Here is a 23,449-nt window from a genome sequence, read left to right as displayed (position 1 = left end):
TAGATAGTCATGAAAATAACCGGTTTACAACTGTTCTGGATGATTACCCTTATGAGCTTGGGCATGACCATGGTCATGACGATGACCCCTGCGGTGTCTGCCGCCAAGCAAGACATGTGGATTTCGGTGATCCTTTCCGGATGTATCGTGATGATCATCACCTTTCTAGCCACGCAAACCTCAAAGCTTTACCCAACCCAAAATTTAATCCAACTTAGTCAGACGATTTTGGGTAAATGGCTCGGCAAAGCGGTGATCCTCATCTATTTCGTGCAATGGTTGACCATCCTTCCGATCGTGATGCGGCAATTTAACGATGTGATTCAAACGCTGATTTTGCCGTCAACACCGAAATGGGCGGTCATTCTCATCATGCTTGCCTTAACGATTTATGCAACCTATTCGGGAGGGATTGAGACGATCGCGCGTTGCAGCGAGATTCTTGGACCTATCGCGGTAATCATGATTTTGCTGATCCTGATTGCCAGCATCAATAATATCAAACTTCACTATTTGCTTCCTGTGTATGCGGACAGCGGTATAGCGCCAATAATCAAAGGATCGCTAGCCCCTGCCTCCTATCTAGGGCATTCCGTAGAGTATCTTATGCTCGCATCGTTTCTGCAAACTCCGCGGCAAGGGACACGATATGCTTTTGCTGCGATCACCACGGCTTGGATCGTCGTCTTGATCTCCGTGACGATGGCTTGTGCGACATTGGGAGTGCAACTGTCTTCCCAAATGTGGTACCCCTTTTTTGAAATGTCCCGCAAAATTACGATGTTCGGGTTTATCGAAAACCTTGATCCTCTGCCGATCGTCATATGGGTATCCAGCGTGTTCATCAAGCTGGCCATTATTTTGTTCATCACCAGTTATGGAACAGCGCAATTCCTGAATATTTCAAAATGGAGAGCGATGATCTGGTTCATCGCTCCTGTGATCATGTTCCTCTCTTTGGTACCACGGAACATCAACGAAGCGGTGACCGACTACTTGCTGAATTATTGGATACCCGTTGCGCTGCCCGTCAATATGTTAGGGATCCCCCTACTGCTGTTAACCGTAGGCAGAATCAGACAAGCCTTCAATCGATCGGCATGAACGCCTTCGTCCTCCTCTGCATCGATCCCTTCGGGTATCAGCGCCCTTGCGTCATTTTTTTGTAAGCGGAATACTGATGAATCGCAACACCGCCGAATCCTTCGTGCTGCGCATAATACGCGTTGATCGCCTTAATCTGTTTGTCCAAGTAGACCGAACCTTTGTTGTAGTACGTGATTTCGTTTGGAATCGTAGAACCATTCGGCGCACTGGTCTCTGCGCCAATATACACCTTTTTGCCCAGTTTGGCTGCGTAATTCGCTTCCACCAGAGACGCACGAATTTGCCGTTCGGCCGTGTCACGATACGCCATCAGGGATGCGGTATCCACAATATCCAATACAAAGTAACTTAAGGGCTTACGTTGTCCACCCGTATCGACCATCACGGGATTCTCCCCCGAGGCATACCAACAGGGAATCGCCGCGTTGAACTCTAGTGAGTCGCCGCTTGCTTTGATTTCTCCAGCGATTTTCTTCAATACTTGGATGTACTGATAATTGACGGAACCCCGCTTGGTTTTGTATTCCGCTAATGTGTGCGGTTCGATATCATATTGAATCCCGTCAAAGACACTGGCCGGGTGAGATCCATTAAACGAAAGCACCTGTTGCAGTTCGGCTAACGCCTCGCGATGGCGGCCCTCCAAGGCCCATTCCGCTCTTCCAACCAGCGCAAAGACACGAATCCCCTCCTCATGTGCTCTAAGGATCAACTCTTCGTAAGTAGCGGGTTGATCTGGTAAAGTCTTGCTCGTTCCGATAAACAACAGGTTGATGTCCTGTTCTTTCAAAAACTTCAATAACGCCGTGATTTTGTTCGAGTTCGAAGCGGCTTCATAAAAATCCCACGCCCAAATCGCCTTGGTTTGCGGCTCCTTCGCTTGGGCTGGAGAGGTAACTCCGCATGCTAAAGTCAAACAAATCGCCAATAACAGAAGTATCGCCTTATTCTTCACTCGGTTCATCTCGTTTCTCTACGCTCCAATCCTTCTCGTATTTCTCCTCGCTCTGGATAAGGGGTTCGCTTCCCCTATCACAGGGTTATTCGATTCAGAATGAGATTAACACAAAAAGGATGGTCAACGAATGATCAATTTGACCCAAAGTGCAGGGCGTCGGGGCCTGATTATTGGGCTATTCTGCCATTCGCTTAGCCGACAGCCCTTGATTGAACCGGTCCAAGGACCGCTGCTGGATTTGGAGCGCACGGTCAATCCCCATGGTATGAATTTGCTCCACATAGCCTTCAAACGCATCGAGCGGTTCGATTCCGTAGATGATTTTAAGCGACATCTCATCCACGATCCGGTTGACGTCTTGCATAATCATGGAGAATTCCGTGCTCTCCTCCTCGGTTTTAGGCAGGGATGGCAAAGTGTGGAGCGCGGCATCCGTATCGGACCAGAGCCGGGTTGCCTCTTGCTGTTCCCGCAGCGTGTAATACTGTTCCATATAACGCACATCCTGCACAAACGGACCGAAATAGCTGGCTCGGGTGTACATCGCCAGGGCTTGCGACGGAGCCCATTGGTTCGGATTTTTCAAGATGAGGTCCGTATAGGTGGGATCCCCGTCCTTCATTTCGTAGCTGACTCCCTCCATCCCGAAGTTGAACAACAAATGACCTTCCGGGCTATACCCGTAATCTAGCATTCGGGCCGCTTCCTCCACATGCGGATTGCTTGTCGAGATCGCAACGCCGCCGCTGGCGCCAACGGCTGGGGCGAACTGGCCGAATTTCGGACGATCGCCTTTTTTCAACACCGGATATGGTGCCGGCGCCAGTTCTACGGAGGGGTCCTTCGCCTGCATTAGAGGCAGCCAGGTCCCGATCCCCGCCCCGGCATTCCAAATGCTTGCGCCGCTGCGTCCAAGAATCATGCTGGTGTCCTGGGTTTCCGAATCCACGGCCGCAAGATTGGGATCGATCAGCCCTTCCTTGAACCAGTCGCGGAACAAGGCAAGAAACGCTTTATACTCCGGTTCGATCGCGCCGAACTTCACCTTTCCCTGCTCCTGATAGAAGTCTTTCTTGATTCCAAAAGCGCCAACGAATCCGCCACCTTCTATGCCGAACAGCGGATTCGGTACGCCAAGAAACGTCAGCGGCGCTTTAGCCCCCTTGTGTTCCTTGAATGCTATTAGCACATCATGCCATTCTGCGATCGTCTCCGGCACCTCGAGCCCAAGTTCATCAAGCCAATCCTTGCGAATGATAGGCCCTTGGTACGTGCGGAGTCGCTTGTCGCCCTGAATGAAGGGGAAAGCGTAATAACTCCCGTTGGCCGTGCGAACCTGCAGATCGATGTCGGGATGCTCGCTGAGGTACTCTTTCAGATGAGGAGCGTATTGATCAATAATCTCATTTAGTCTCAGGATATATCCATCGTTGATCGCTTTCTCAGGACCGCCCGGATAATGGATCCATTCATATTCGATTAAATCCGGCAGCTCGCCGGAAGCCAACAGAACGCTAAGCGCCTCCTTCCCTTGATTGGCGGGGGGCTGGATGAAATTCAAATCGACCCCGGTTCTCCGCTGCCATTCCTGGAAGAAGGGGACCTCATTGAAGTTGGATTTAATGCTGGCCGCATTTCCGTTCAGTTCTGCCCAGTAAGTTAACGTTAGCGGTGTGTCGAGGGCATTGTCCTCACCTGACCCCAACATCTGCGACTTTCCCGCGGAGGCCGCCGAGTTCAAGCGAGGTAACCCTTCAGAAGGATCGCATGCTCCCAGCAAAACGACCAGCAGCGCCAGCATCAGCGTCACTGTCCATCCCCGGTCTATCATCGGAAGCCGCCCCTTCCGCTTACCCGTTCGATTCATCCCGTAGCCTCCTTCCCGTTCATTCCGCTGATCTCTTTATATCTGCCAGGCGTGATCCCTTCATATTTTTTGAACACCCGAATAAATGTGGCCGCATCGTTATACCCCACGACCTTGGAGAGCTCGTTGATCGAATCGGTTTGGAACCGCATCAGCTCCTTCGCCTTCTCGATTCGGCTTCGATGGATGCTGTCCAGCAACCCTTCACCCGTCTGATTCTTGTAAAGCTTGGACAGATAACTGCCCTTCATGCCAAAATGGTCACCGATCGCATTTACATTCAAATTCACGTCGCTGTAACGAGCCGCTATATAAGCAGTCACTTGCTCCGACAGGCTGCGAAGCGAGTCCTCTCGCTCCCTCGACAGATGACTTACGCGTTTCGCAGCGGCAAACGTACAAACCTCTTCCAACAAGCCATGTAATGCGCTTTGCATTTCCTGAACGGTATCGCAGGCCAGAACATCGTCGATCCAGAGCGGATAGCCGGCCAGCCTCTCATCGTCATCGTGGCCGCCTATTTCATGAATGACCTTGATCATGGTGCTCACCAGATTGAACATGAGGCATTTCGCAACGTTGAGCGACATCACCGGCTGTTCCAAATTCCGCTTCATAATCTCGTTCATATAACTGCCGGCCTGCTCGGCATCGCCGGCCTTCATCAAGTTGATGAGCTGCTGCTCGGCTTGCAGCGGATAATCGTACCCGTATGGACCTACCACTGACTCCTGACGGATATCCCCGTAAGCGATGATGCCTTTCTTGCCCAAAACCATCTTGTACTCCATCGCGTCCACCGCTTCTTGATACGCTTCGTGAATGCCGATCCAGGATGAATGACGTCCGCTGATCGAGATGGTCAACTCCATGTCATACCGTTCCAAGAACCGCTGCGCGTCCACCGCGATCTCGCTCAGTTCCTGACTCCAAAGGGAGGAATCCGTCCGCAGATTCACCAGGCATACCATCATCTCATCCGCCTCCGCGACGTATCCGGCGTGCCCGCGACTTTCAACCAGCTCCTCCACTACGTTGGAGATGATAAGCTGAATCAGCTTGCTCCGTTCGTTCAGGCCCACGCCCGGCAGCTTGTCGTAGAGATGATCCTCATTTTCGATGACAAACAAGATGACGGCAAAATCCAGGGAATGCAGCGACATCTGAAACGAACGAAACGACTCTTCATAAGGAACCAGGGGATCGGTTTTACCTTTGAGCAGCCGGTAAATCAGGTTGGACCGTAACACCTGCTGATGCTTCTGGAGCTGCTGCGCAATCTCGTTCTTCTCCGTCCGCGTACGCAGGATCATGTTCTGGATGAAGCGCAATTCGTTGGTCTCCCCCGGTAAGGTTTGCGTAGTCTTATCCGTCAGCGATTCCACCAGCTGTTGAATCGGCGAGTAGTTGCGCCGCATGAAGAACCACGTCAGCACGCCGGCGCCAACCAAGCTAACCAGGATACTGACATACGTGAAGTTACGGACGTTGACGGCCTTTTCCCAATACAATCCGCTTGGGATAATCAAGGCATATTTAAGATCTGATATTGCGGAATCCATGTAGAACAATTCGGATTCGCCTGTTTGTGCTTGATCCAGCCTGACGCGGTTCCCGTCCATAAACGGGAGCAGTACATCGGCATTATTTCGATTCGTCATCAAGACTTCGTTATTCTGATTTAGAATCAGCAGCAGACCCTCACTGAAGCCCGAGATCCCCTCGATCGCTTGCTGGAAACGGCTTGTATCCGTCATGACCACGACGGCCCCCGTCTCTTGACCATTCAGATTCGGCGGCAACTGCGTAACATAAGCGATGGAGGATTCCGCCGGCCCCGCATTCAGATGAGGAAGCACCACAAATCGGTTTGTATCCGCTTCCAAAACGAGGCGTTCCCAGGCCTCCATACTCATCGCACCCGTCTGGTGGATCGTATGAAAAGCGGTTGGCAAATCCCGGATATTGCCCGCCCGAAGGATCGCATCGCCTTTCTTCCAAACCACGTAAAATTCATCAATCGTTGCATACGACGTCTTGAACAAACGAAATTCTTTGACCAACTGATAAGCGGTATAAGGAGCTTCAGCCTCGGACTGGGTCGAGTACATGAGCGTCTGCAGGTTCGGACTCCAGGTCATCTCCATATTCAGCCGCTTCATTAGATCGATCTGCGTATCGATCGTATAGCGCATTTGCTTCAGCAGCGAATCGTTCGCCCGGTGAATTTCGCTCTTGAGAGCCGCATTGGCTTGAGCATAAATGACGAGGCTGATCAGAATCGGCACGAACAACACTGCACTATACGAAACGAGCCAGGTCACAATCACGCTTTCCCGCTTCCGCCACAAGGATTGAATGTTCAGCATCCGTTTCTCCCCCGTATCTTTCCGGTTTGTCGGTGCATCGGATCAAGTCCTAATTATAACGTGGTCCACAGGCAAAAGCCTATAGATAAAAAGTTCAATTCGATTGACAATTACGGCACGCGAGCGGGACTTCACCCTTACCAACGCCAATAACCCGAAGAAACCTTGCGGTCCTTCGGGCCGATTCTATTGGGCTGAACTTTAGAAAATACGCCGGCTCCAGCCTCTAAGCTTAGCGAATGCCTCGACAAAGAAATAATCTCCGTAGATCAACGAAACGTTCACGTTCTGATTGGCCGGCTTGTGGCCGGTTCCCTGCAGCAGGATCGCCTCATGCTGCGGATCATCCCAGGTGGCGTACTTTGCTGCCAGTGAGCCGAGGATGCGCTCGGCCGCTGCCCGGTAAGGTCGGCCAATCGGCTCATCCAGCAAGCCCGCCAGCTCCAGCAAGCCGGATGCGGCGATCGCTCCAGCCGAGGTGTCGCGTGGAACTTCTTCTCCCTCCTCTACTTGCGATGCGCGGAAATCCCACGGCGGAACGCTGTCCTCCGGCAACCCGGCGATAAAAAAGTTCGCCACGCGCTGGGCCGCGCTTAAGTACGCAGAGTCGCCGGTGTAGCGGTACGTATTCGCCAGTCCGTAAAGCGCCCAAGCGTTTCCCCGGCTCCAGGCGGAGTCGGGACCCGCGCCTTGCCCGCCAAGCGCCTCTATGCGTTCACCCGTTTCCGGGTCGAAAGCAACGATATGATGGGTAGAACCGTCCGTTCGCACGAACTCTCTCATGACCCTATCCGCATGAGCTCTGGCGATATGGGCAAACCGCGGATCCCCGCTTTCCTCGGAAGCCCAGAACAACAGCGATACGTTCATCATCGTATCGATAATTGACCAGCCGGCCTTATCGCCGCCGTTCCATGCCCGAATATAACCGCCCCGCGGGTTGAAGCGCCCGGCCAGGTAATTCGCCGCAAATAACCCCCGTCGAAGAGCTTCTTTGTCGCCTGTCAGCTTATATTTGAAGACCGCCGTTGGCAAGTAGTGGAAACCTACGTCATGATCAAAAGCGTTCTCCTCCTGGAACAACTTAAACAAGCGTTCATCCCAAGACCAGGCGGCGTCCTTTAGGGATTGTTCCCCCGTCATGTCATGCATCAGCCACAGGATGCCCGGCCAGAACCCCGAGGTCCACCAATCCAGCCTTGTATCGTCATAGATTCCGTCCGATCCCGCAACATGGGGGCACTTATTCCCCAGAGATGCCAGCATGCGGGGTACCTTCGCTTCCAGCAGCGACCAAACCTCTTCACTGATCGTTTCCATGGTCGTTGTCATGCTTCTCCTCCTACACGATTTCTAGTCCATTTGTCTTCCCATCCATTTAACCTTACCCCTTCAACGATCCCACCATAACGCCTTTCACAAAATAACGCTGTAAAAAGGGATACACGCACATGATCGGGAAGGTAGCCACAATAATCGTCGCGTACTTGATCGTCTCCCCGATCTGGAACCGATCGCCGGCCGAGGCGCCGATGGACATGCTATCCGTCGAGTTGGAGATCAGGATCTCGCGAAGCACGAGCTGCAGCGGGAACAGCTCCCGACTTTTGATGAACACCGAGGCATAAAACCAACCATTCCATTTATCCACCGCATAATACAAAATCATCACGGCGATCACGGGCATCGAGAGCGGCAAAATGATCCGAAACAGAATCGTAAAATGATTCGCCCCATCGATCTTCGCCGATTCCTCCAAACTGTCCGGAATTCCCATAAACGAGGTTCGCATGATGATCAAATTAAAAGTGCCAATCGCAAACGGGATAATCGTCGACCATAGCGAGTCCAGGAGGCCAACGCCCTTGACGACCAAGTACATGGGGATCAGACCGCCGCCGAAGAACATTGTGAACACGATGAGGAACATAAAGACCTTGTTCCACATCACGTTTTTGCGGGATAACACATAAGCCCCTAAAGCGGTCATAAAAATGTTGACGGTCACCCCAAACACGACGATAAACAACGTATTGCGAAACCCTACCCCGATCCCCGGGTTAGCCAGCACGCTCCGATAAGCTTCCAGACTGAAGCCAACCGGCCTCCATAACAGCCCTTTGTAGGCCAATAGACGCGCCGGATCACTGAAGGAGGCAAACAAGACATACAACAGCGGATATAAGGTAGCTATGACGAGTAACAGTAACAGCGTATAATTCACGAGATTAAATAACCGATCCAACCAACTGCTTTCCGTCTTCATCGCTTTCACCTCACCATAAGCTGTTTTCATTCACTTTGCGGCTGATGTAGTTCGCGGAGACGAGCAGCGCGAGATTGATCACCGAATTAAATAACCCAACGGCGGAGCTGTAGCTCCAGCCGAATTCCAGCAGACCCTTGCGGTACACGAACGACGAAATGACATCCGCCGTCTCGTACGTGACCGGGTTGTAGAGCAGAATGATTTTTTCGAAACCAACATTAAGCAGATTCCCCATCCGCAGGATGAACATGATGGTGATGACAGGCAGCAGCCCCGGTAGCGTGATATAGATCATCTGCTTAAGCCGACTGGCTCCGTCCATTCGCGCCGCCTCGTATTGCTCCAGATCGATGCTCATCAAAGCCGCGATATAAATAATCGATTCCCATCCGATGCGCTGCCAGATCTCAGACAACACATAAATCGGCCGGAACAGCTCCGGCTTCTGCAGCATCGCTTGCCCATCGTACCCCAGCAGCATGAACAAGCGGTTTATCAAGCCGTCTGCATTGGTAAAATCCGTAATGATGCCGCAGATCACCACCAGGGAGATAAAATACGGCATGTACGTAATCGTTTGTACGACCCGTTTAAAGTAGCGGCGGCGTACCTCGTTGATCAGCAGGGCCAAGAGAATCGGTGCCGGAAACTCAAAGACCAACGTATATAAGCTGATGAGTATCGTGTTTTTGAGCACCCGCAGGAAATAGTAGCTTCCGAAGAAGTCCTCGAAATGCTTCAGTCCAACCCAGTCGCTCCCGAGAATCCCCTTGATCGGGGTGAAGTCCTTAAATGCGATGATCGCGCCGTACATCGGGCCGTAATGGAAAATAACATAATAGGCGATGACGGGAATCATCATCAGATACAAGTATTTGTTCATCCGGAAGTCGCGGACGAACCGTCGTTTGAAGGAGGTTGGTTTGCTCATGCGTGTTCGGATACACCTCATTTCTATTCGGGAGGGCGTACGCGCCCTCCCGCATTGCGATTACCGGCTGTTGTAACGCTCCAGTGCCGCCGTCTGGATCTCGATCGCCCGGTCTAGGCGAAGCGACTTCATCTTCTCCACGTAGCTTTCGAATTGGTCGACAGACTCTTCACCCAAAATGATCTTGATCGTCATCTCATCCACCAGCGTGTTGATATCGTTCATAATCGCCGCATATTCCGAGCTTTCTTCAGGCGTTGGCGTGATCGGAGGCAGCTGGTATTTCGCGGCATCGGTATTCTTCCAGATTTCGATGGCATCCCGCTGCGTTTGCAGAGCGAAGAACTGCTCCGCGTAACGTTTGTCTTGCACGAACGGTCCGTTATAGCTCCCGCGGGCGTGTAACGAGATCGCTTGCGCCGGTGCGAGTTTGTCGGGGTTCTTCAGGAGCAAGTCCGTGTATTTCGGATACCCGTCCACCATCTCGTAGCTTACGCCTTCTTCCCCGAAGTTGAAGAACATATGCCCTTCCTCGCTGTAACCGTAATCCAGCAGTCGTACCGCGAGCTCCGGATCCTTGGACGCCGTCGTTATCGCGACCGTTCCTTCGGACGAGTACGCCTGATTCCGCTGTCCGAATTTCGGCTTGTCGCCTTTGTTCAGCACCGGATAAGGGGCAGCCACCAGCACCGCCTTCGGATCGTTCGCTTCCACTAGCGGCTGCCACTTTCCGATCCCGCCGCCGGCGTTGCCGATCGTGGCACCCGTGGCGCCAGCAGCAAGGTTGCTATCCATCGCTTTACCATCGACCGTGGCGATATTTTTATCGAGCAACCCTTCCTTGTACCAACCCTGGAACAATCTTAAATATTCTTTGAAGCCGGATTCCGCAGGACCGAACTTGATTACGCCGTCTTCTTGGTAGAAACCGAGCGTCACTCCATAAGCGCCAAGGAAAGCCCCATTGTAAGATTCATTAAAGAATCGTGGCTTGCTGACCATCGAAAGCGGAGCAGCGGCTCCCTTCTTCTCTTTGAACGCTATTAGCGTTTCGGTCCACTCGTCGATGGTTTCCGGCACCGGAAGTCCTAAGTCATCCAGCCAGTCCTTACGGATGATGGGTCCCTGGAATACCCGCAGATACTCATCCCCCCGGATAAACGGGAACACGTAGTAGCTGCCGCTATCGGTTTTTACCATTTTATCGATGTCCGGATTCTCCTCCAGATACTTCTTCAGATTTGGCGCGTGCTTATCGATGAGATCGTTCAAGCGAAGAATGTAGCCATCACTGATCGCTTTCTCGGGTCCGCCGGGAAAACTCATGAAATTGTATTCGATCATATCCGGCAAATCACCCGAAGCCAACATAACATTTAGCGCCTCTTTAGCCTGACCGGCTGGCGGTGACGTAAATTCGAGTTGAACCCCGGTTTTCTCCTGCCACTTCTGAAAGAAAGGCACGTCGTTAAGCGAGTTCACCACTCCGATCAGGTTTCCTGTCAGATCCCCCCAATACGTTAGCGACTTATCGGTTTGAATGGGATAGGTCGTCGCCTCCGTCACCGACGTATTCCCTCCTGAATTGACTCCTTCTTCGTTCTGAGTTCCACGATTCGCCTGCCCTCCATTTGAGCAAGCCAGCAGCGTGGTTCCAAGCAAGCCGATGGCCAGACCGGTTGATACCCATCGGGTGATCGATCTTGTGTTCATGAACCTTCCCCCTCCATAATGTGTGATAATCATTAACCCATCCCCAGCATAAGGGTGGTGATCAGGGCGAGCCTATGGGCAAAACCTCCAATGGAATGTTGATTTCGTTCGGGGTCAATTGATCATTGATCTAATGGGGTTGATGATATGTAAAAAATGCCCACCGAACGCTTAGGTTCAGTGAGCATATGGGGGACCAGATCGGGGTTAATCTAGATGAGCAACGGCGCTGATTTCGATCAGTTGCTCCGGCGACGCCAGGTAGGTCACGCCTAGCAAGCTGCCGGCCGGCCGATGTTCTCCTACATAGTCCTTAAACAACCCAAGGACAGCTTCAAAATGCTCCTGTGGGTGGGTCAAATAAATCTCCAGATAAGCAAGGTTCGCTCTCTTGGCCCCAAAGCTCTCGAGCACGCGATCCAGATTGTCGAGCGTCTGTCGGGTTTGGGCTTCGATATCCCCCGCGCCAACAAATGCGCCTTGCGCATCGTGGGAGAATTGTCCTGAAATGTAGAGTGTCCCGTTCACCGCGTAGCCCTGGGAAATACCGTGATCCCACAAATCATGATTGTACGTTTGGATATGTGCCATTGTTTTCTCTCCTTTACATCAAAGTAAGGATAGTATAAACTGGGCACAAAATAATAAGTAGTACGCACTATTTAGATAGGTACTACCCGAAAGGATAGTGTAAAGATGGGAACGGCGGATTACCAAGGCGAAGGTAACATTCACGAAACACCGTTTGGGTATACCCTGTCAGTCATCGGCGGGAAGTGGAAAATGTTGATTATATACCTCCTGGCGGAAAACCAGCCGGTTCGCTTCAATGAGCTAAAAAGACGGATCGGCCCAATTACTTATAAGATGCTCAGCTCCCAACTTAAAGAACTGGAAGCGGATGGTCTGGTGGATCGGAAGGAATATCCGCAAGTCCCTCCTAAGGTTGAGTACCGGCTAACCACGAAAGCAGAAACCCTTATCCCCGTGATGGAACAGTTATGCGATTGGGGAAGGAGCAATTTATGAAATTGGAGCGATTGATCTCCATTGTCTACAAACTGCTAAATCATGACGTTTTGTCTGCAGCCTTGCTAGCCGAAGAGTTTCAGGTTTCCCAAAGAACGATCTATCGGGATATCGATGTGCTCTGCGCGGCAGGCTTCCCGGTTGTTGCGTACCAGGGAACTAAAGGCGGATACGGCATGATGGACGGTTATAAGATGGACAAAAGCCTGCTCGGTACCTATGATGTGGCCTCCCTCATTACCGTGTTGAACAGTCTCTCCTCCGTATTTGAAGACGAACGCGCGCAAGGAACCATCGAGCGTTTGCAAACCATTGAACCGGAATATCGGATGCCAAGCCTGTCCGTGGATTTGGAGACTCGTCGGACGGCTTTCGGCGTGCTCCCTCTTCTGCGCTCGGCCATTACCCAGCGAAACCTCGTTCGCTTCGAGTACATCAATGCTCAAAATGAACGCCGGACTCGTGAACTGGAGCCGCTGCGCCTTCATTTCAAATTCGGCAATTGGTACGTCTACGGATATTGCCGTTCACGGCAGGATTATCGCGAGTTCCGTTTATCGCGAATGTTGAATGTGATGCTGACGCAGGATACGTTTGGGCCGCATCCTGAAGCCTTGGAACAGAACGATATCGGTCAGAAGACTGGGGAGGATAAGGATCAGATGGAAGACGTCGTGATCCGGGTCCGTCCCGAGGCGTTGGCGGATGTGATGGATCATTTTCAGTTGGCGGAGAAGCAATTTCACGACGATGGGAGTATGACGGTACGCATATCCGTGCATCAGCCCCTTAACGCGCGCTGGCTTTGGTCCATTTTGCTTAGCTTCGGCAGCGGCGCCGAGGTCCTTGAACCCTTGGGGCTTCGCGACATCGTCAAAGAACAACTTCAGAAGGCGCTTCAACTTTATGAAGAAGTATGACAGTCTGTTGTCATACTTCTTTTCTTATAATCAGGACATCAACAACTAAAGGAGAGATTCAAAAATGACAACGATTCCAGAAGAGATGTACAAATATCACACTTGGGCGAACCAAACGATCCTGGGAAGAATCCGGGAGCTCCCTGCTTCCGTTTTAAGCCAAGAAGTCAACACCTCGTTCCCCACTTTGGCCCATGCCCTGAGCCATATTTATGCCGTGGATCAAATGTGGTATCTGGTGCTAACCGGGATGGAGATGCCGGAGGCCTTTCAAGCCACTCGTCCGTTAAACGAACGTGTCCTGGAATCCCTGGATGATTACGCCCATGCTTATAACGAGTTAGCCGAACAGTTCAGCACCTGGTTCCAAGGCCAACCCGATTTGGAGCAAAGCGTGCTGTTAAATAATCCGTTCGCCGGTCCCCGCCAAACCCGCCTGTCGGAAATGGTGCTGCATCTCGTCAATCACGGGTCGTATCACAGGGGGAACCTATCGACCATGCTGCGTCAGCTCGGCCACGCTTCCACCATGAACGACTATGCGCTGTATTGGTATCAGGAACCAGCGGCAACTCGGGGTTAAAACGATGGACATCCATCATTTGCTTCCGATGAAATCAAGAGAAGAACTGAGGGTATGGCTGCAGGAGAATAGCCGGACTGCGAATTCATGTTGGGTCGCAGTGAGTATGAAGCGGGCTCCGGATACCTTGTTATATTTGGATGCGGTCGAAGAAGCGTTGTGCTTCGGCTGGATCGACAGTACCAAGAAGAAAATCAACCCAACAGAGACAGCCCAACGGCTGTCTCCTCGTAGGTTGAAGAGTTCATGGACGGAATTAAATAAAGCGCGGGTTCGTCGCCTGGAGAAGCTGGGGCTCATGACGGATGAAGGACGAAGGGTTCTTCCTGAGATGGATCCCGATTCCTTTCAGATCGACAGCGTGATCGAACAACGGTTGCAAGAAGATCTGCAAGGATACGAGAACTTCCTGGCTTTCCCGGCGCTTTATCAGCGCATTCGCATCGACACGATCCAAAGCGTCATCCACCAGCCCGAATTATTTCAAAGCAGACTGGATAAATTCATAAGCCATACAAGAGCTAATCAAATGTATGGGCAATGGCATGATCATGGGCGGTTGCTGGAGGACTAGCGGATTCGACTAACGATTCACTCGGAAGTCACCTTAAAGATTTCTTGCTGCTGGGTTATCCCATCGCAGTTAGACAACCGCTTACTTTGCTTAAGCGCCTCATTTTATCCTCCCTGAAAAAAGACCTGAACTCTTATTGAACGTTAGAAAACTTGCGAGAGTTGTTCCGATACGTCGTCGGGGATATCCCCTTCTTGGACGTAAACTGTTTGATGAAATAGGTATCATATTCAAACCCGGTCGCGCGCGCAATATCGTTGAGGTTCATATCGGTGTGGGTTAAGAGCTCACATGCCACCTTCAATCGATACGAGAGCAAGTAGACCATCGCGGTCGAACCGCATCTCTCCTGAAACAACTTATTTAACGTTACGCGGTTCAAATGGGCGGTCTCCGTCAAGTCCTCCAGCGTTATCTTTCTGGAATAATTCGTGTGGATATACTCTAACACTTGGTCCACTGGGGAGGGTTCGCGATATTGATTCAACTCCTCCAGCAAGCCTAGTATCTGAATGAGATATTTCTTAATGCGACACGCCCACCGCTCATCGCTTTGCGCCATTACTTCCATGCCAAGCACAAAAAACCATTCAAAGATATGCGGATAGGCGCTTGCGGTGAGTCGGGGGATGCCTGGATAAGGATCCTCTCTTCGAAACAGCGAAAGCCCGGTTTGGATGCTGGGGGCCGACGGAAAATACATCTCCGTTTCGGATAACCTAACGCTGTTCAGGAAATCGGGATGAAAATGAAAGGCTTGAGCAGCCACCTGGTGCATGTCTGTCACGTTCAGCTCATCGTGTTCAGCCAAGCATAGGACAGCTGGAGCAACTAGAAAGATGGGATGTTCGTTTAAGGTCCCGTGCATGCTTCCGGAAGTAATCAAGACCAGTGCTCGCCGCTCTGGACAAGGAAGTCGCCTTAAATCCTCTTTCGGGACAAACTCAATGTTAACGGTTCGGTTCTTGTATCGGTCTAATAACGGCATGGCCTCACCTATCAAATCGTATAGTCAGATCCTTCATATATGCCAGTGTATCACATCTTTTGGGGGGATATAATGAACGATGTAGCAAGAGAAGGAGGAAAACCCTATGGCACTAGAGCCCTTTCACATTCACGTTTCCGAAGAAATCTTGGACGATTTGAAGAACCGGCTCCATCGCGTACGTTGGCCCGATCAACCCCATAACACCGGATGGGACCGGGGCACGGAACGATCGTATTTGCAATCCTTGGTGTCCTACTGGAAGGATCAATATGACTGGCGAGCCCAAGAAGCCAAGCTAAACCGTTTCTCCCAGTTCCGCACTCGCATCGATGAGATCGACATCCACTTCGTGTATGAGCGCGGGAAAGGACCGAACCCCCTGCCCCTGATTCTCACCCACGGGTGGCCCGACAGTTACCTTCGTTATGAGAAAATCATCCCGCTGCTTACCGATCCGGTCAGTTACGGCGGCCGCGCGGAGGACGCTTTTGATGTCATCGTCCCCTCCGTGCCCGGATTCGGGTTCTCCAGCCGCCCTGCTCGTCCAGGTATCAACAACTCCCGTGTCTCAGACATATGGGCGAAGCTCATGACCGAGGAGTTAGGTTACGAGAAGTTTGCAGCTGCCGGCGGGGATATTGGCTCCGGAGTGACCCGATATCTGGCCGCAAACCATCCCGAGCTGTTGTACGGCATCCATCTCACGGACATCGGGATTATACGAGCACTCATGAATGCAGCGGATGAGTCAGGACTTTCCGAAGAAGAACGGCGATATCAACAAGCGGCTACGGCATGGGTAGCGCAAGAGGGCGGCTATATGTCCATTCAGTCGACACGCCCCCAAACGTTAGCTTATGGCCTGTCCGATTCTCCCGTCGGATTAGCCAGCTGGATCCTTGAGAAGCTCCGTGCCTGGAGCGATTGCAACGGAGATCTCCGGCAGCGATTCACGGAGGACGAACTACTCACACATATCATGATTTATTGGGTCACGAACACGGTTGGATCGGCTGCCGAGATGTATTATGAAAATGCTCATACGCTACCGCCCCTAGGTTATATCACAGTTCCGACCGCGCTTGCTTTGTTCAAGGCGGATATCTTACCCCCGCCCAGAGAATGGGCTACGCGCCATTTGAATGTAACCCGTTGGACTTACATGCCCCGAGGCGGTCACTTTACCGCCATGGAAGAACCGGAGCTGATGGCTGAGGATATCCGAGCGTTCTTCAGTACGTTCCGAACAATACGCCCTGCCCAATTCCATGGATAATCCAAATTCAAAGAGGCTAACCGCTTGGTTAGCCTCTTTGGTGTGGAACTTCCTATGTTTAACCCTTTTTGCACTCCAGCAACCGGTTTTCTTCCGAACACATTTGGGTTCACCCGAGGTCTTGCGCGGCCCATCCAGGCTCATCTATGCGAATGGCCCCGTCTCCAATGAGCGTCTTTAACCTTGCCTCTAGCGTTGCGAGTTCAGCGACGCCGATTTGCTCTTCCCAATTCTTACGCAGGTCATCGAAGATCGCTTCCCCCTGTCGCATCACTTCAAAGCCGAGAGGGGTCACTTGCAGCCGTTTGCGTCGTGCATCATGCGGGTCCGATTCCCGCGAGATGTAACCTCGGTCGAGAAGAACGGCGATGGTCTTCGATGCCGCCTGCTTCGAGACCGACATTCGACGACCCAAATCCGAGGCGCTATCGGCACCTGCTCCAATCGCTCGCATCGCGAAGTCATGAACAGGACGAAAATCGTCATACCCGCGAGCGGCCAGTTCAACCATAGCAGCATCAACAAGCGTACGGTAGCCTCCTAGGAGGAGGAGGGCAAGATCAGCTCCAGATCGAGACATAAGGGATCCTTCCTTTGTAAGCGTGTTTCTATTTACTTTACCCCATCGCACCCTCCTTTTCCAGCATTTTTTGCTTATTTACCAAGCCAAGCTCAAGCCCTGTCGACACTCTCAAGGAAGTCGAGGATCGTCGTCGATAGAGCCGTCGGCGCCTCCATAGCAACGTAATGACCAACGCCTTCAAGTTGCACAGATTGGATCATCCCGGTCGTGATCTGCCTTACGGTACTCTCGGTAAACGTTCCACCGCCAGCACCTACAGCCAGAACCGGCATGGTCAATGGATGTGTTTGGGCGATTGCCTTAATGCTGTCGCCTTCCGTGAGCATGGACTGGTAGAGACCGATCGCTCCACGCCAGCCGCCCGGACGAGAGTAAGTACGGACGAACTCGTCAATGTCCGCATCCGTGATCGCTCCCTGAACTGCGATCATGGAAGGAAAGGCCCATTCCCCCAGGAACTCCCTTTCGTGGTTGACAAGGAGCATTTCGGCGATACCGGGTGCTGCCAAAACGCCAATATGCCATGAGCCGCCATGCGTGATGTCGCCCAAGCTTTCAAGGCCGAATCCGGCAAGCCCCATCTCGATGGCGGTGAAACTGCGAACATCATCCGGATGCATGGCAGCGAGTCGGAAGACCGTTGCTCCGCTAATATCTTGCCCCGTGAGGTGCACCGGACCTATGCCGAGCTGCCCGATGAGTTGATGCAAATCCTCAGCAGAAGTCGTGCTGTCATAATCCCCCTCGTTATGGCTTGAATCACCGAAACCGCGTAAATCGACCGCGAATACCCGATGGTTTAAGGCAAGTAAAGGAATGAGTTTGTGAAACGTCCACCAGGTCTCCGGGAACCCGTGGATCAAAAGGATCGGGGATCCGGTAGTCCCAGCGGACACGTAATGAATCGTGGCACCGTTAACGTGCGCGGTGTGATGCGTGATCCCAGGAATCGATGTGTTTGATGTTGTACTGTTCATCATTCTTCCTCCTTATTTAGACAACCAAGTTGTCTTGTTTGTTTCCAATATAGTCAACTAGGTTGTCTATGTCAAGTGGTTTTTCAATTTGAAGAGCAATACAACACAAAAAAGGCTAACCGTTTGGTTAGCCTTCTTGTGGAGTGGTTTCTATGTTCAACCCTTGTGGCAAGATTCAAAAATATCATCAATCAGCTTCAAGACCTTGCGAACTTCCTCATTCTTCACGATCGGCTCTGCCCCTTCGCGAACGACCTCATAGAAGTTTTGATAGAACGGGACGAAATCCGCTTTGGCTTCCGGGAAGGCCAATTTCTCGGTGGCTTCTTCCGAAGGAGGCGCCATCGTTTTGGTGAGTCCCACACCCGCTTGAATTGGTGTTGGAGCCGCTACATCCTTGCGACCGGTAGCCGCGATGATCTCGCCGGACAAATCCCAATCGTTAATCTTCGCGGTTCCTTCAAGACCCTTCACATACCAACGAGGGAGCTTGGTATAGTTGGTGGTCCCTACCTCGACTAGTGCTCTCACGCCATTTTCGAAGGTGATGTAGCTCATGAATCCGTCATCCACTTCATCGCCCAAGATATAACTCAGATCCGAGTGCACGCTTTGAACGGGACTATCGACCAGCCAAAGCAGTTGATCCAGCAAATGGACTCCCCAATCGAGCAGCATGCCGCCGCCGTGTTTCTCCAAATGGCGCCAATCGCCTGGGATGCCATTGGCTCCTTGAACACGGGTTTCAATTTGGAAAATGTCCCCGATCGTCTTGTTCTGATACAACTGACGAATGATCAGGAAATCCGGGTCCCACCGACGATTCTGGTGAACCATAAAGACGTTTCCGGTCTCTTTGGCAACCGCCAGAATCTCGTCGAGCTCATCGGTATTCATCGCTACAGGCTTTTCGCAGACCACATGCTTACCCGCCCGCAGAGCTCGGATCGCGATTTCTTTATGCGAATCATTAGGTGTCGCAATCAGAATCGCTTCGATGTTGCCATCCTTTAAGACTTCATCCAGGCTTTCATAAATATGAAGGCCTTTTCCTTTGGAGATTTGCTGTCTTTCTCCGGAGATATCATAGGTCCCCACCACATGGAAACGAGTGCTCTCCGCAGGGATCAAGTTGTGGGCATGGTAAGAACCCATACCGCCATAGCCGATTACGGCGAAATTGATGATTGACATCGCGTTAGCTCCTTTACGCCCACCACATGGCTGAGGGTTGTTCATGAATCATGATCGATTTCAAGTTGGTAATGGCACGGGTTAAACCTTCGTCAACCGACATAATTGGATCCTCATGCTCAATGCTTAACACATAATCGTAACCATATACGCGCAAGGCGGAAATGATATCCGACCATACCTTCAAGTCATGGCCGCAACCTACCGAACGGAAGGTCCAGGCCCGAGTCTTCACATTCCCGTAGGGCTGCATGTCGGTTAAGCCGTACATATTGATGTTATCCTGATCCAAATAAGTATCCTTCGCGTGGAAATGGTGGATCGCTCCGGCCTCCCCAAGAATCTTGACGGCAGCGACCGGATCAATCCCCTGCCACCACAAATGGCTTGGATCCAAATTGCAGCCGATGGCTTTGCCGGTCGCTTCCCGCAACTTCAACATGGTGTAAGGCGTATGCGCCAGGAAGCCGCCATGGAGCTCAATCCCGATCTTCACGCCCGCCGCTTCGGCCTCCGTGTTGATCCCTTTCCAATACGGAATCAATTTATGTTCCCATTGGTACGTGTAGCTGTCATCATATTCGGTTGGCCAAGGCAATACCGGCCAGTTGACTTGGGTATCCGCCGCGTTCCCACCCGATACGCCGGAGAATCCATTGACAACCGGAACGTTCAGTAAGCTTGCCAGCTTGATTGTCTTACGCAGTAATTCGTCCGCTTCTGCAGCCACTTCTTTAACCGGAGAGATCGGGTTGTTATGGCAGCTGAGCGCGGAGATCTCCAAGCCCTTATCGGCTAATTTAGCGAGATATTCTGTTCTTGCTTCACTGCTTGCCAATAACTTATCGATATCCAAGTGCGCGTTGCCCGGATAGCCGCCGGTGCCAATTTCCACCGTCTGCAATCCCTTCTTGGCAACCTCCTCGATCATCTCATCAAAGCTTAATGCGTTAAACAATGGCGTAAATACTCCCAGTTTCATCGACAATCACTCCTTATTTTTCGCGTGCTTCATAGTGACCATAGACAGGATACCCATTTTGGGTTGGAGCGCACCAACGAATCCCGTTCTTGATGACCTTTTGCACTTTCTCGTGATAATAACTTGGATAGGTTTCATGTCCAGGTTGGAAGTAGAAGATCTTCCCGTTTCCACGGCGGTAAGTACAACCGCTGCGGAAGACTTCGCCCCCAGGGAACCAACTGATAAAGACCAATTCATCCGGTGCCGGAATATCGAAATGCTCTCCGTACATCTCTTCTTTATCCAATTCAATGAAATCGCCAATTCCTTCCGCGATTGGGTGGCTCGGGTTCACGTTCCAAATGCGGCAGTGTTTGCCGTCTTCCCGCCATTTGAGATCACAGGAAGTGCCCATGAGTTTCTTGAATATTTTCGAGAAATGTCCCGAATGCAGCACAACAAGACCCATGCCTTCAAGAACCCGTTTATGCACGCGATCCACGATTTCATCCCGCACTTCATCATGCGCCATATGTCCCCACCAGATCAAGACATCGGTGTCCTCCAATACTTCTTCCGTCAAGCCATGCTCCGGTTCGTCCAAAGTCGCTGTCTTCACCTTGAACTGGTCTTCGCTCAAGAACTTCGCCAATTGCCCATGAATGCCCTCCGGATACATGTCCTGAACGGCCTGGTCTGTTTTCTCATGCCGAAATTCGTTCCATACGGTTACTTGAATCATGGATATCTCTCCTTGATCTTATAGATACACGGGTTCGCCGGTTTTCGAGGATTTATAAATCGCTTCTAGGATTTCCGTAACCACTAAGGCTTCCTCCGGCTTCACGACAGGTTCGGTATCATTTAGGATGGCTTGAATCCAAGAATGGGCTTCAAGAACTTCCGGTCTCTCCCCTGCGCCATCGTAGAAGGCAACGCCCCCGGTTTGCAGTTCAATTTTCTTCTCATACAACAAGCTGTGATCTTCGCCGTTGATGGTCAAGCCGTTGTTCATATCGGCGCCCGCTTTGGTTCCGCAGAGCGTCGTTTTGGCTTCTTTCACATCCAGGCTGTTCAGGGCCCAACTGGATTCCAGGAAGATCGTTGCCCCGTTCTCCATCACCACAAATCCAAACGCGGAGTCTTCCACGGTGAATTTCTCAGGATCCCAAGGTCCCCAAGCATTCGCAGCATTAGGCGTTTGGGATAAAGCATGATACGTTTTCCCAACCACGTATTTCGGCTTGTAGTTGTTCATCATCCAGAGTGTCAGGTCCAACGCGTGCGTGCCGATATCGATCAATGGCCCCCCGCCTTGAGCTTCCTCATCCAAGAACACGCCCCAGGTTGGAACGGCACGACGGCGAATCGCATGGGCTTTTCCAAAATAAATCTCTCCCAAACCGCCTTCTTCGCAAAATTGATGCAGATATCTCGAATCGGTCCGGAAACGGTTTTGATAACCGATCGTTAGCTTCTTGCCGGTACGCTTGGACGCTTCAATCATGCTTCTGGCTTCTTCAGACGTTTTCGCCATCGGCTTTTCGCACATGACGTGACAGCCTGCTTCCATCGCTGCAATCGAAAGGACGGCATGCGAGGAGTTTGGCGTACATACGTGTACGACATCCAAATCCGTATTGGCTAACATGGTCTTGTAATCCTCAAACACCTTGGCATCCGGGGTTCCGAATTTCGCTTTTGCTTCTTCGGCGCGTTCAACGATGATATCGCAAAAAGCCACCATTTCCACTTCTTCAACCTTAGAAAGAGCAGGCATATGCTTGCCGCCTGCGATCCCGCCACATCCGATAATTCCAACTTTTAATTTCATCATTTACCTCCTGAAAGCGTTTCTATTGTTGAATTCATTATAGCCAAATCTGAAGCCGCTTTCTTCCCGCTTTTCTCGCAAAAAACTCCTGAATATTGCGCTGCCTTCGCCCAAAAAAGAAAGGGCTTAAACGAGATCCACTCGTTCAAACCCTTTGTTTTCAAGGCTTATTCAGATTTTTTCGATACTGCAGCGGCGATTGCCCTACCTCATCCTTAAACACATGATGAAAGGTTTTCACGCTGGCAAACCCGGCTTTCTCGGCGACCTCGATCATCGGAATATTTTCGTTGGCCAAAATGAATTTTGCCTGATTTACCCGATACTCCGTCAGGAACTGCATGAACGTTTGTCCCGTATTGGTCTTGAAGAAACGCGTGAAATAATACGGGCTGAAGCCCACGAATTTCGCAACGTCTTCCAGCGTAATGATTTCCCGATAACGATTCTCCACATATTCAAAAACCTGATTTAGCATATCCAACGTTTCTTTGTGTTGAATGGCGGAACGTTTCGTAGGCACTGCAGGGGTCGATCGCCTTGGCAGATGCAAATAGAATTCCCCTATCAATTGATACAGATACCCGAGTGTCAAATAATTCATCCCCACGGGTTTACTCTCTTCGACCTCATATAAGTGAACCAGCAGCTCCGTAGCTTTCTGAGCAAGCGACTGCGGCCAGTTACGGCTCAGCGGCTCTCCCGATTCAAAGAGACTCAACAAAGAATCTTCGGAAACCCGCAAGATCCTCTCATCGAACAGCATCAGGTTAAACTGATAAACATATCGTTCACTATCCGGCGAAGCCAAGAAATAGTGGGCTTTTCCGCTGGGAAAGAAGAAGATCTCCCCTTCCTCTAACTGAACGATATCTTCATCAACGCCGATGTTCACCTTGCCTTTGCGCGAATAAATGATTTCGATTTCTTTATGCCAATGCGGATAGACAATCGTCATCCCGTCATTCAAAAACGTTCGAAACGGAATGGAATCCTCGAATTCCGGGATTTCCAAATAATCGCTCATACACCCGTTGACTCCCTGTGCTTTGTATTTTACATATTCAGATTGATTATAAGGGAGAGCCCTCCACGGGACAACCTAGTTCCTTAAATATCTGACGTGCTGCGGCGTCAACAGGCAAGAAGACCTGGATTTGCGGATACGCCGGGTTCCTCACGGAGGCTGTCGTCATTTGCTTCCACCCGACGGCTAACGCTTGCCACAGTTCTTATATCGCCTAAAACCACCGTTTTTCGATTCTAACGCTTACTACAGGGCTTATCTCTCTACTTTGCTGCCATTTCAC

22 protein-coding genes are annotated in these 23,449 nt (G+C 51.3%); 6 read left to right on the top strand and 16 right to left on the bottom strand.

Annotated features, from left to right (window positions below):
• The first annotated feature begins 9 nt into the window (after positions 1–9).
• Entirely contained in the window at positions 10–1,104 is a 1,095-nt protein-coding gene (locus KJS42_RS11855) for a GerAB/ArcD/ProY family transporter (RefSeq protein WP_244868451.1), read from the top strand.
• A 37-nt stretch (positions 1,105–1,141) separates the two neighbouring features.
• On the opposite strand, the gene KJS42_RS11850 is transcribed toward KJS42_RS11855, so the two are convergent.
• The 8 genes from KJS42_RS11850 to KJS42_RS11815 all read right to left on the bottom strand — a co-directional run bounded on the left by KJS42_RS11850 (position 1,142) and on the right by KJS42_RS11815 (position 11,805).
• Complete coding sequence (locus tag KJS42_RS11850; RefSeq protein WP_213622948.1) at positions 1,142–2,071, bottom strand: hypothetical protein; 930 nt, start codon at positions 2,069–2,071, stop codon at positions 1,142–1,144.
• A gap of 169 nt (positions 2,072–2,240) precedes the next feature.
• Complete coding sequence (locus KJS42_RS11845; protein ID WP_244868450.1) at positions 2,241–3,932, bottom strand: extracellular solute-binding protein; 1,692 nt, start codon at positions 3,930–3,932, stop codon at positions 2,241–2,243.
• Positions 3,929–6,301, bottom strand: coding sequence for a helix-turn-helix domain-containing protein (locus KJS42_RS11840; RefSeq protein ID WP_213622947.1), 2,373 nt, complete (start codon positions 6,299–6,301; stop codon positions 3,929–3,931). Before KJS42_RS11840 ends, KJS42_RS11845 begins: the two co-directional genes overlap by 4 nt.
• A gap of 201 nt (positions 6,302–6,502) precedes the next feature.
• Complete coding sequence (locus KJS42_RS11835) at positions 6,503–7,633, bottom strand: glycoside hydrolase family 88 protein (RefSeq protein WP_213622946.1); 1,131 nt, start codon at positions 7,631–7,633, stop codon at positions 6,503–6,505.
• Positions 7,634–7,685: 52 nt separating this feature from the next.
• Positions 7,686–8,567, bottom strand: coding sequence for a carbohydrate ABC transporter permease (locus tag KJS42_RS11830; protein ID WP_155607933.1), 882 nt, complete (start codon positions 8,565–8,567; stop codon positions 7,686–7,688).
• A 10-nt stretch (positions 8,568–8,577) separates the two neighbouring features.
• Complete coding sequence (locus KJS42_RS11825) at positions 8,578–9,501, bottom strand: ABC transporter permease (protein WP_155607932.1); 924 nt, start codon at positions 9,499–9,501, stop codon at positions 8,578–8,580.
• Between the two features lie 60 nt (positions 9,502–9,561).
• Entirely contained in the window at positions 9,562–11,214 is a 1,653-nt protein-coding gene (locus tag KJS42_RS11820; RefSeq protein WP_213622945.1) for an extracellular solute-binding protein, read from the bottom strand.
• 207 nt (positions 11,215–11,421) lie between these two features.
• Positions 11,422–11,805 carry a RidA family protein gene (locus KJS42_RS11815; RefSeq protein WP_155607930.1) on the bottom strand — a complete coding sequence of 128 codons (384 nt, stop codon included), beginning with the start codon at positions 11,803–11,805 and terminating at the stop codon, positions 11,422–11,424.
• A 105-nt stretch (positions 11,806–11,910) separates the two neighbouring features.
• On the opposite strand from KJS42_RS11815, the gene KJS42_RS11810 reads away from it, so the two are divergent.
• The 4 genes from KJS42_RS11810 (at position 11,911) to KJS42_RS11795 (ending at position 14,320) form a co-directional block, all read left to right on the top strand.
• Entirely contained in the window at positions 11,911–12,243 is a 333-nt protein-coding gene (locus KJS42_RS11810; protein WP_213622944.1) for a winged helix-turn-helix transcriptional regulator, read from the top strand.
• Positions 12,240–13,163, top strand: coding sequence for a helix-turn-helix transcriptional regulator (locus KJS42_RS11805; protein ID WP_213622943.1), 924 nt, complete (start codon positions 12,240–12,242; stop codon positions 13,161–13,163). Before KJS42_RS11810 ends, KJS42_RS11805 begins: the two co-directional genes overlap by 4 nt.
• 64 nt (positions 13,164–13,227) lie before the next feature.
• Positions 13,228–13,746, top strand: coding sequence for a DinB family protein (locus KJS42_RS11800; RefSeq protein ID WP_155607927.1), 519 nt, complete (start codon positions 13,228–13,230; stop codon positions 13,744–13,746).
• Between the two features lie 4 nt (positions 13,747–13,750).
• Entirely contained in the window at positions 13,751–14,320 is a 570-nt protein-coding gene (locus KJS42_RS11795; RefSeq protein WP_213622942.1) for a YdeI/OmpD-associated family protein, read from the top strand.
• 133 nt (positions 14,321–14,453) lie between these two features.
• Here the strand turns inward: KJS42_RS11795 and KJS42_RS11790 are convergent, their stop codons facing one another.
• Positions 14,454–15,308 carry a helix-turn-helix domain-containing protein gene (locus KJS42_RS11790; RefSeq protein ID WP_213622941.1) on the bottom strand — a complete coding sequence of 285 codons (855 nt, stop codon included), beginning with the start codon at positions 15,306–15,308 and terminating at the stop codon, positions 14,454–14,456.
• 106 nt (positions 15,309–15,414) lie between these two features.
• On the opposite strand from KJS42_RS11790, the gene KJS42_RS11785 reads away from it, so the two are divergent.
• Positions 15,415–16,587 carry an epoxide hydrolase family protein gene (locus KJS42_RS11785; protein WP_213622940.1) on the top strand — a complete coding sequence of 391 codons (1,173 nt, stop codon included), beginning with the start codon at positions 15,415–15,417 and terminating at the stop codon, positions 16,585–16,587.
• 109 nt (positions 16,588–16,696) lie between these two features.
• Here the strand turns inward: KJS42_RS11785 and KJS42_RS11780 are convergent, their stop codons facing one another.
• The 7 genes from KJS42_RS11780 to KJS42_RS11750 form a co-directional block, all read right to left on the bottom strand.
• Positions 16,697–17,167, bottom strand: a complete 471-nt coding sequence (locus KJS42_RS11780; protein ID WP_155607923.1) for a MarR family winged helix-turn-helix transcriptional regulator — start codon at positions 17,165–17,167, stop codon at positions 16,697–16,699.
• A gap of 92 nt (positions 17,168–17,259) precedes the next feature.
• Positions 17,260–18,147 (bottom strand): alpha/beta fold hydrolase, encoded by an 888-nt coding sequence (locus tag KJS42_RS11775; RefSeq protein WP_213622939.1) that lies wholly within the window; start codon positions 18,145–18,147, stop codon positions 17,260–17,262.
• A gap of 156 nt (positions 18,148–18,303) precedes the next feature.
• Positions 18,304–19,341, bottom strand: a complete 1,038-nt coding sequence (locus KJS42_RS11770) for a Gfo/Idh/MocA family protein (RefSeq protein ID WP_213622938.1) — start codon at positions 19,339–19,341, stop codon at positions 18,304–18,306.
• Between the two features lie 13 nt (positions 19,342–19,354).
• The gene (locus KJS42_RS11765) at positions 19,355–20,323 is read right to left on the bottom strand and encodes a sugar phosphate isomerase/epimerase family protein (protein WP_213622937.1); all 969 of its coding nucleotides are present in this window, start codon (positions 20,321–20,323) and stop codon (positions 19,355–19,357) included.
• Positions 20,324–20,336: 13 nt separating this feature from the next.
• Complete coding sequence (locus KJS42_RS11760; protein WP_155607919.1) at positions 20,337–21,047, bottom strand: ThuA domain-containing protein; 711 nt, start codon at positions 21,045–21,047, stop codon at positions 20,337–20,339.
• An 18-nt stretch (positions 21,048–21,065) separates the two neighbouring features.
• Positions 21,066–22,139, bottom strand: a complete 1,074-nt coding sequence (locus KJS42_RS11755; RefSeq protein ID WP_155607918.1) for a Gfo/Idh/MocA family protein — start codon at positions 22,137–22,139, stop codon at positions 21,066–21,068.
• A 160-nt stretch (positions 22,140–22,299) separates the two neighbouring features.
• Complete coding sequence (locus tag KJS42_RS11750) at positions 22,300–23,166, bottom strand: AraC family transcriptional regulator (RefSeq protein WP_155607917.1); 867 nt, start codon at positions 23,164–23,166, stop codon at positions 22,300–22,302.
• Positions 23,167–23,449 lie beyond the last annotated feature (283 nt).

Source organism: Paenibacillus sp. J53TS2 (genome assembly GCF_018403305.1).
Taxonomy (GTDB): domain Bacteria; phylum Bacillota; class Bacilli; order Paenibacillales; family Paenibacillaceae; genus Fontibacillus; species Fontibacillus rhizolycopersici.
The sequence above is the reverse complement of the archived record's forward strand: the minus strand, read 5'-3'. Positions and strand labels throughout refer to the sequence as shown.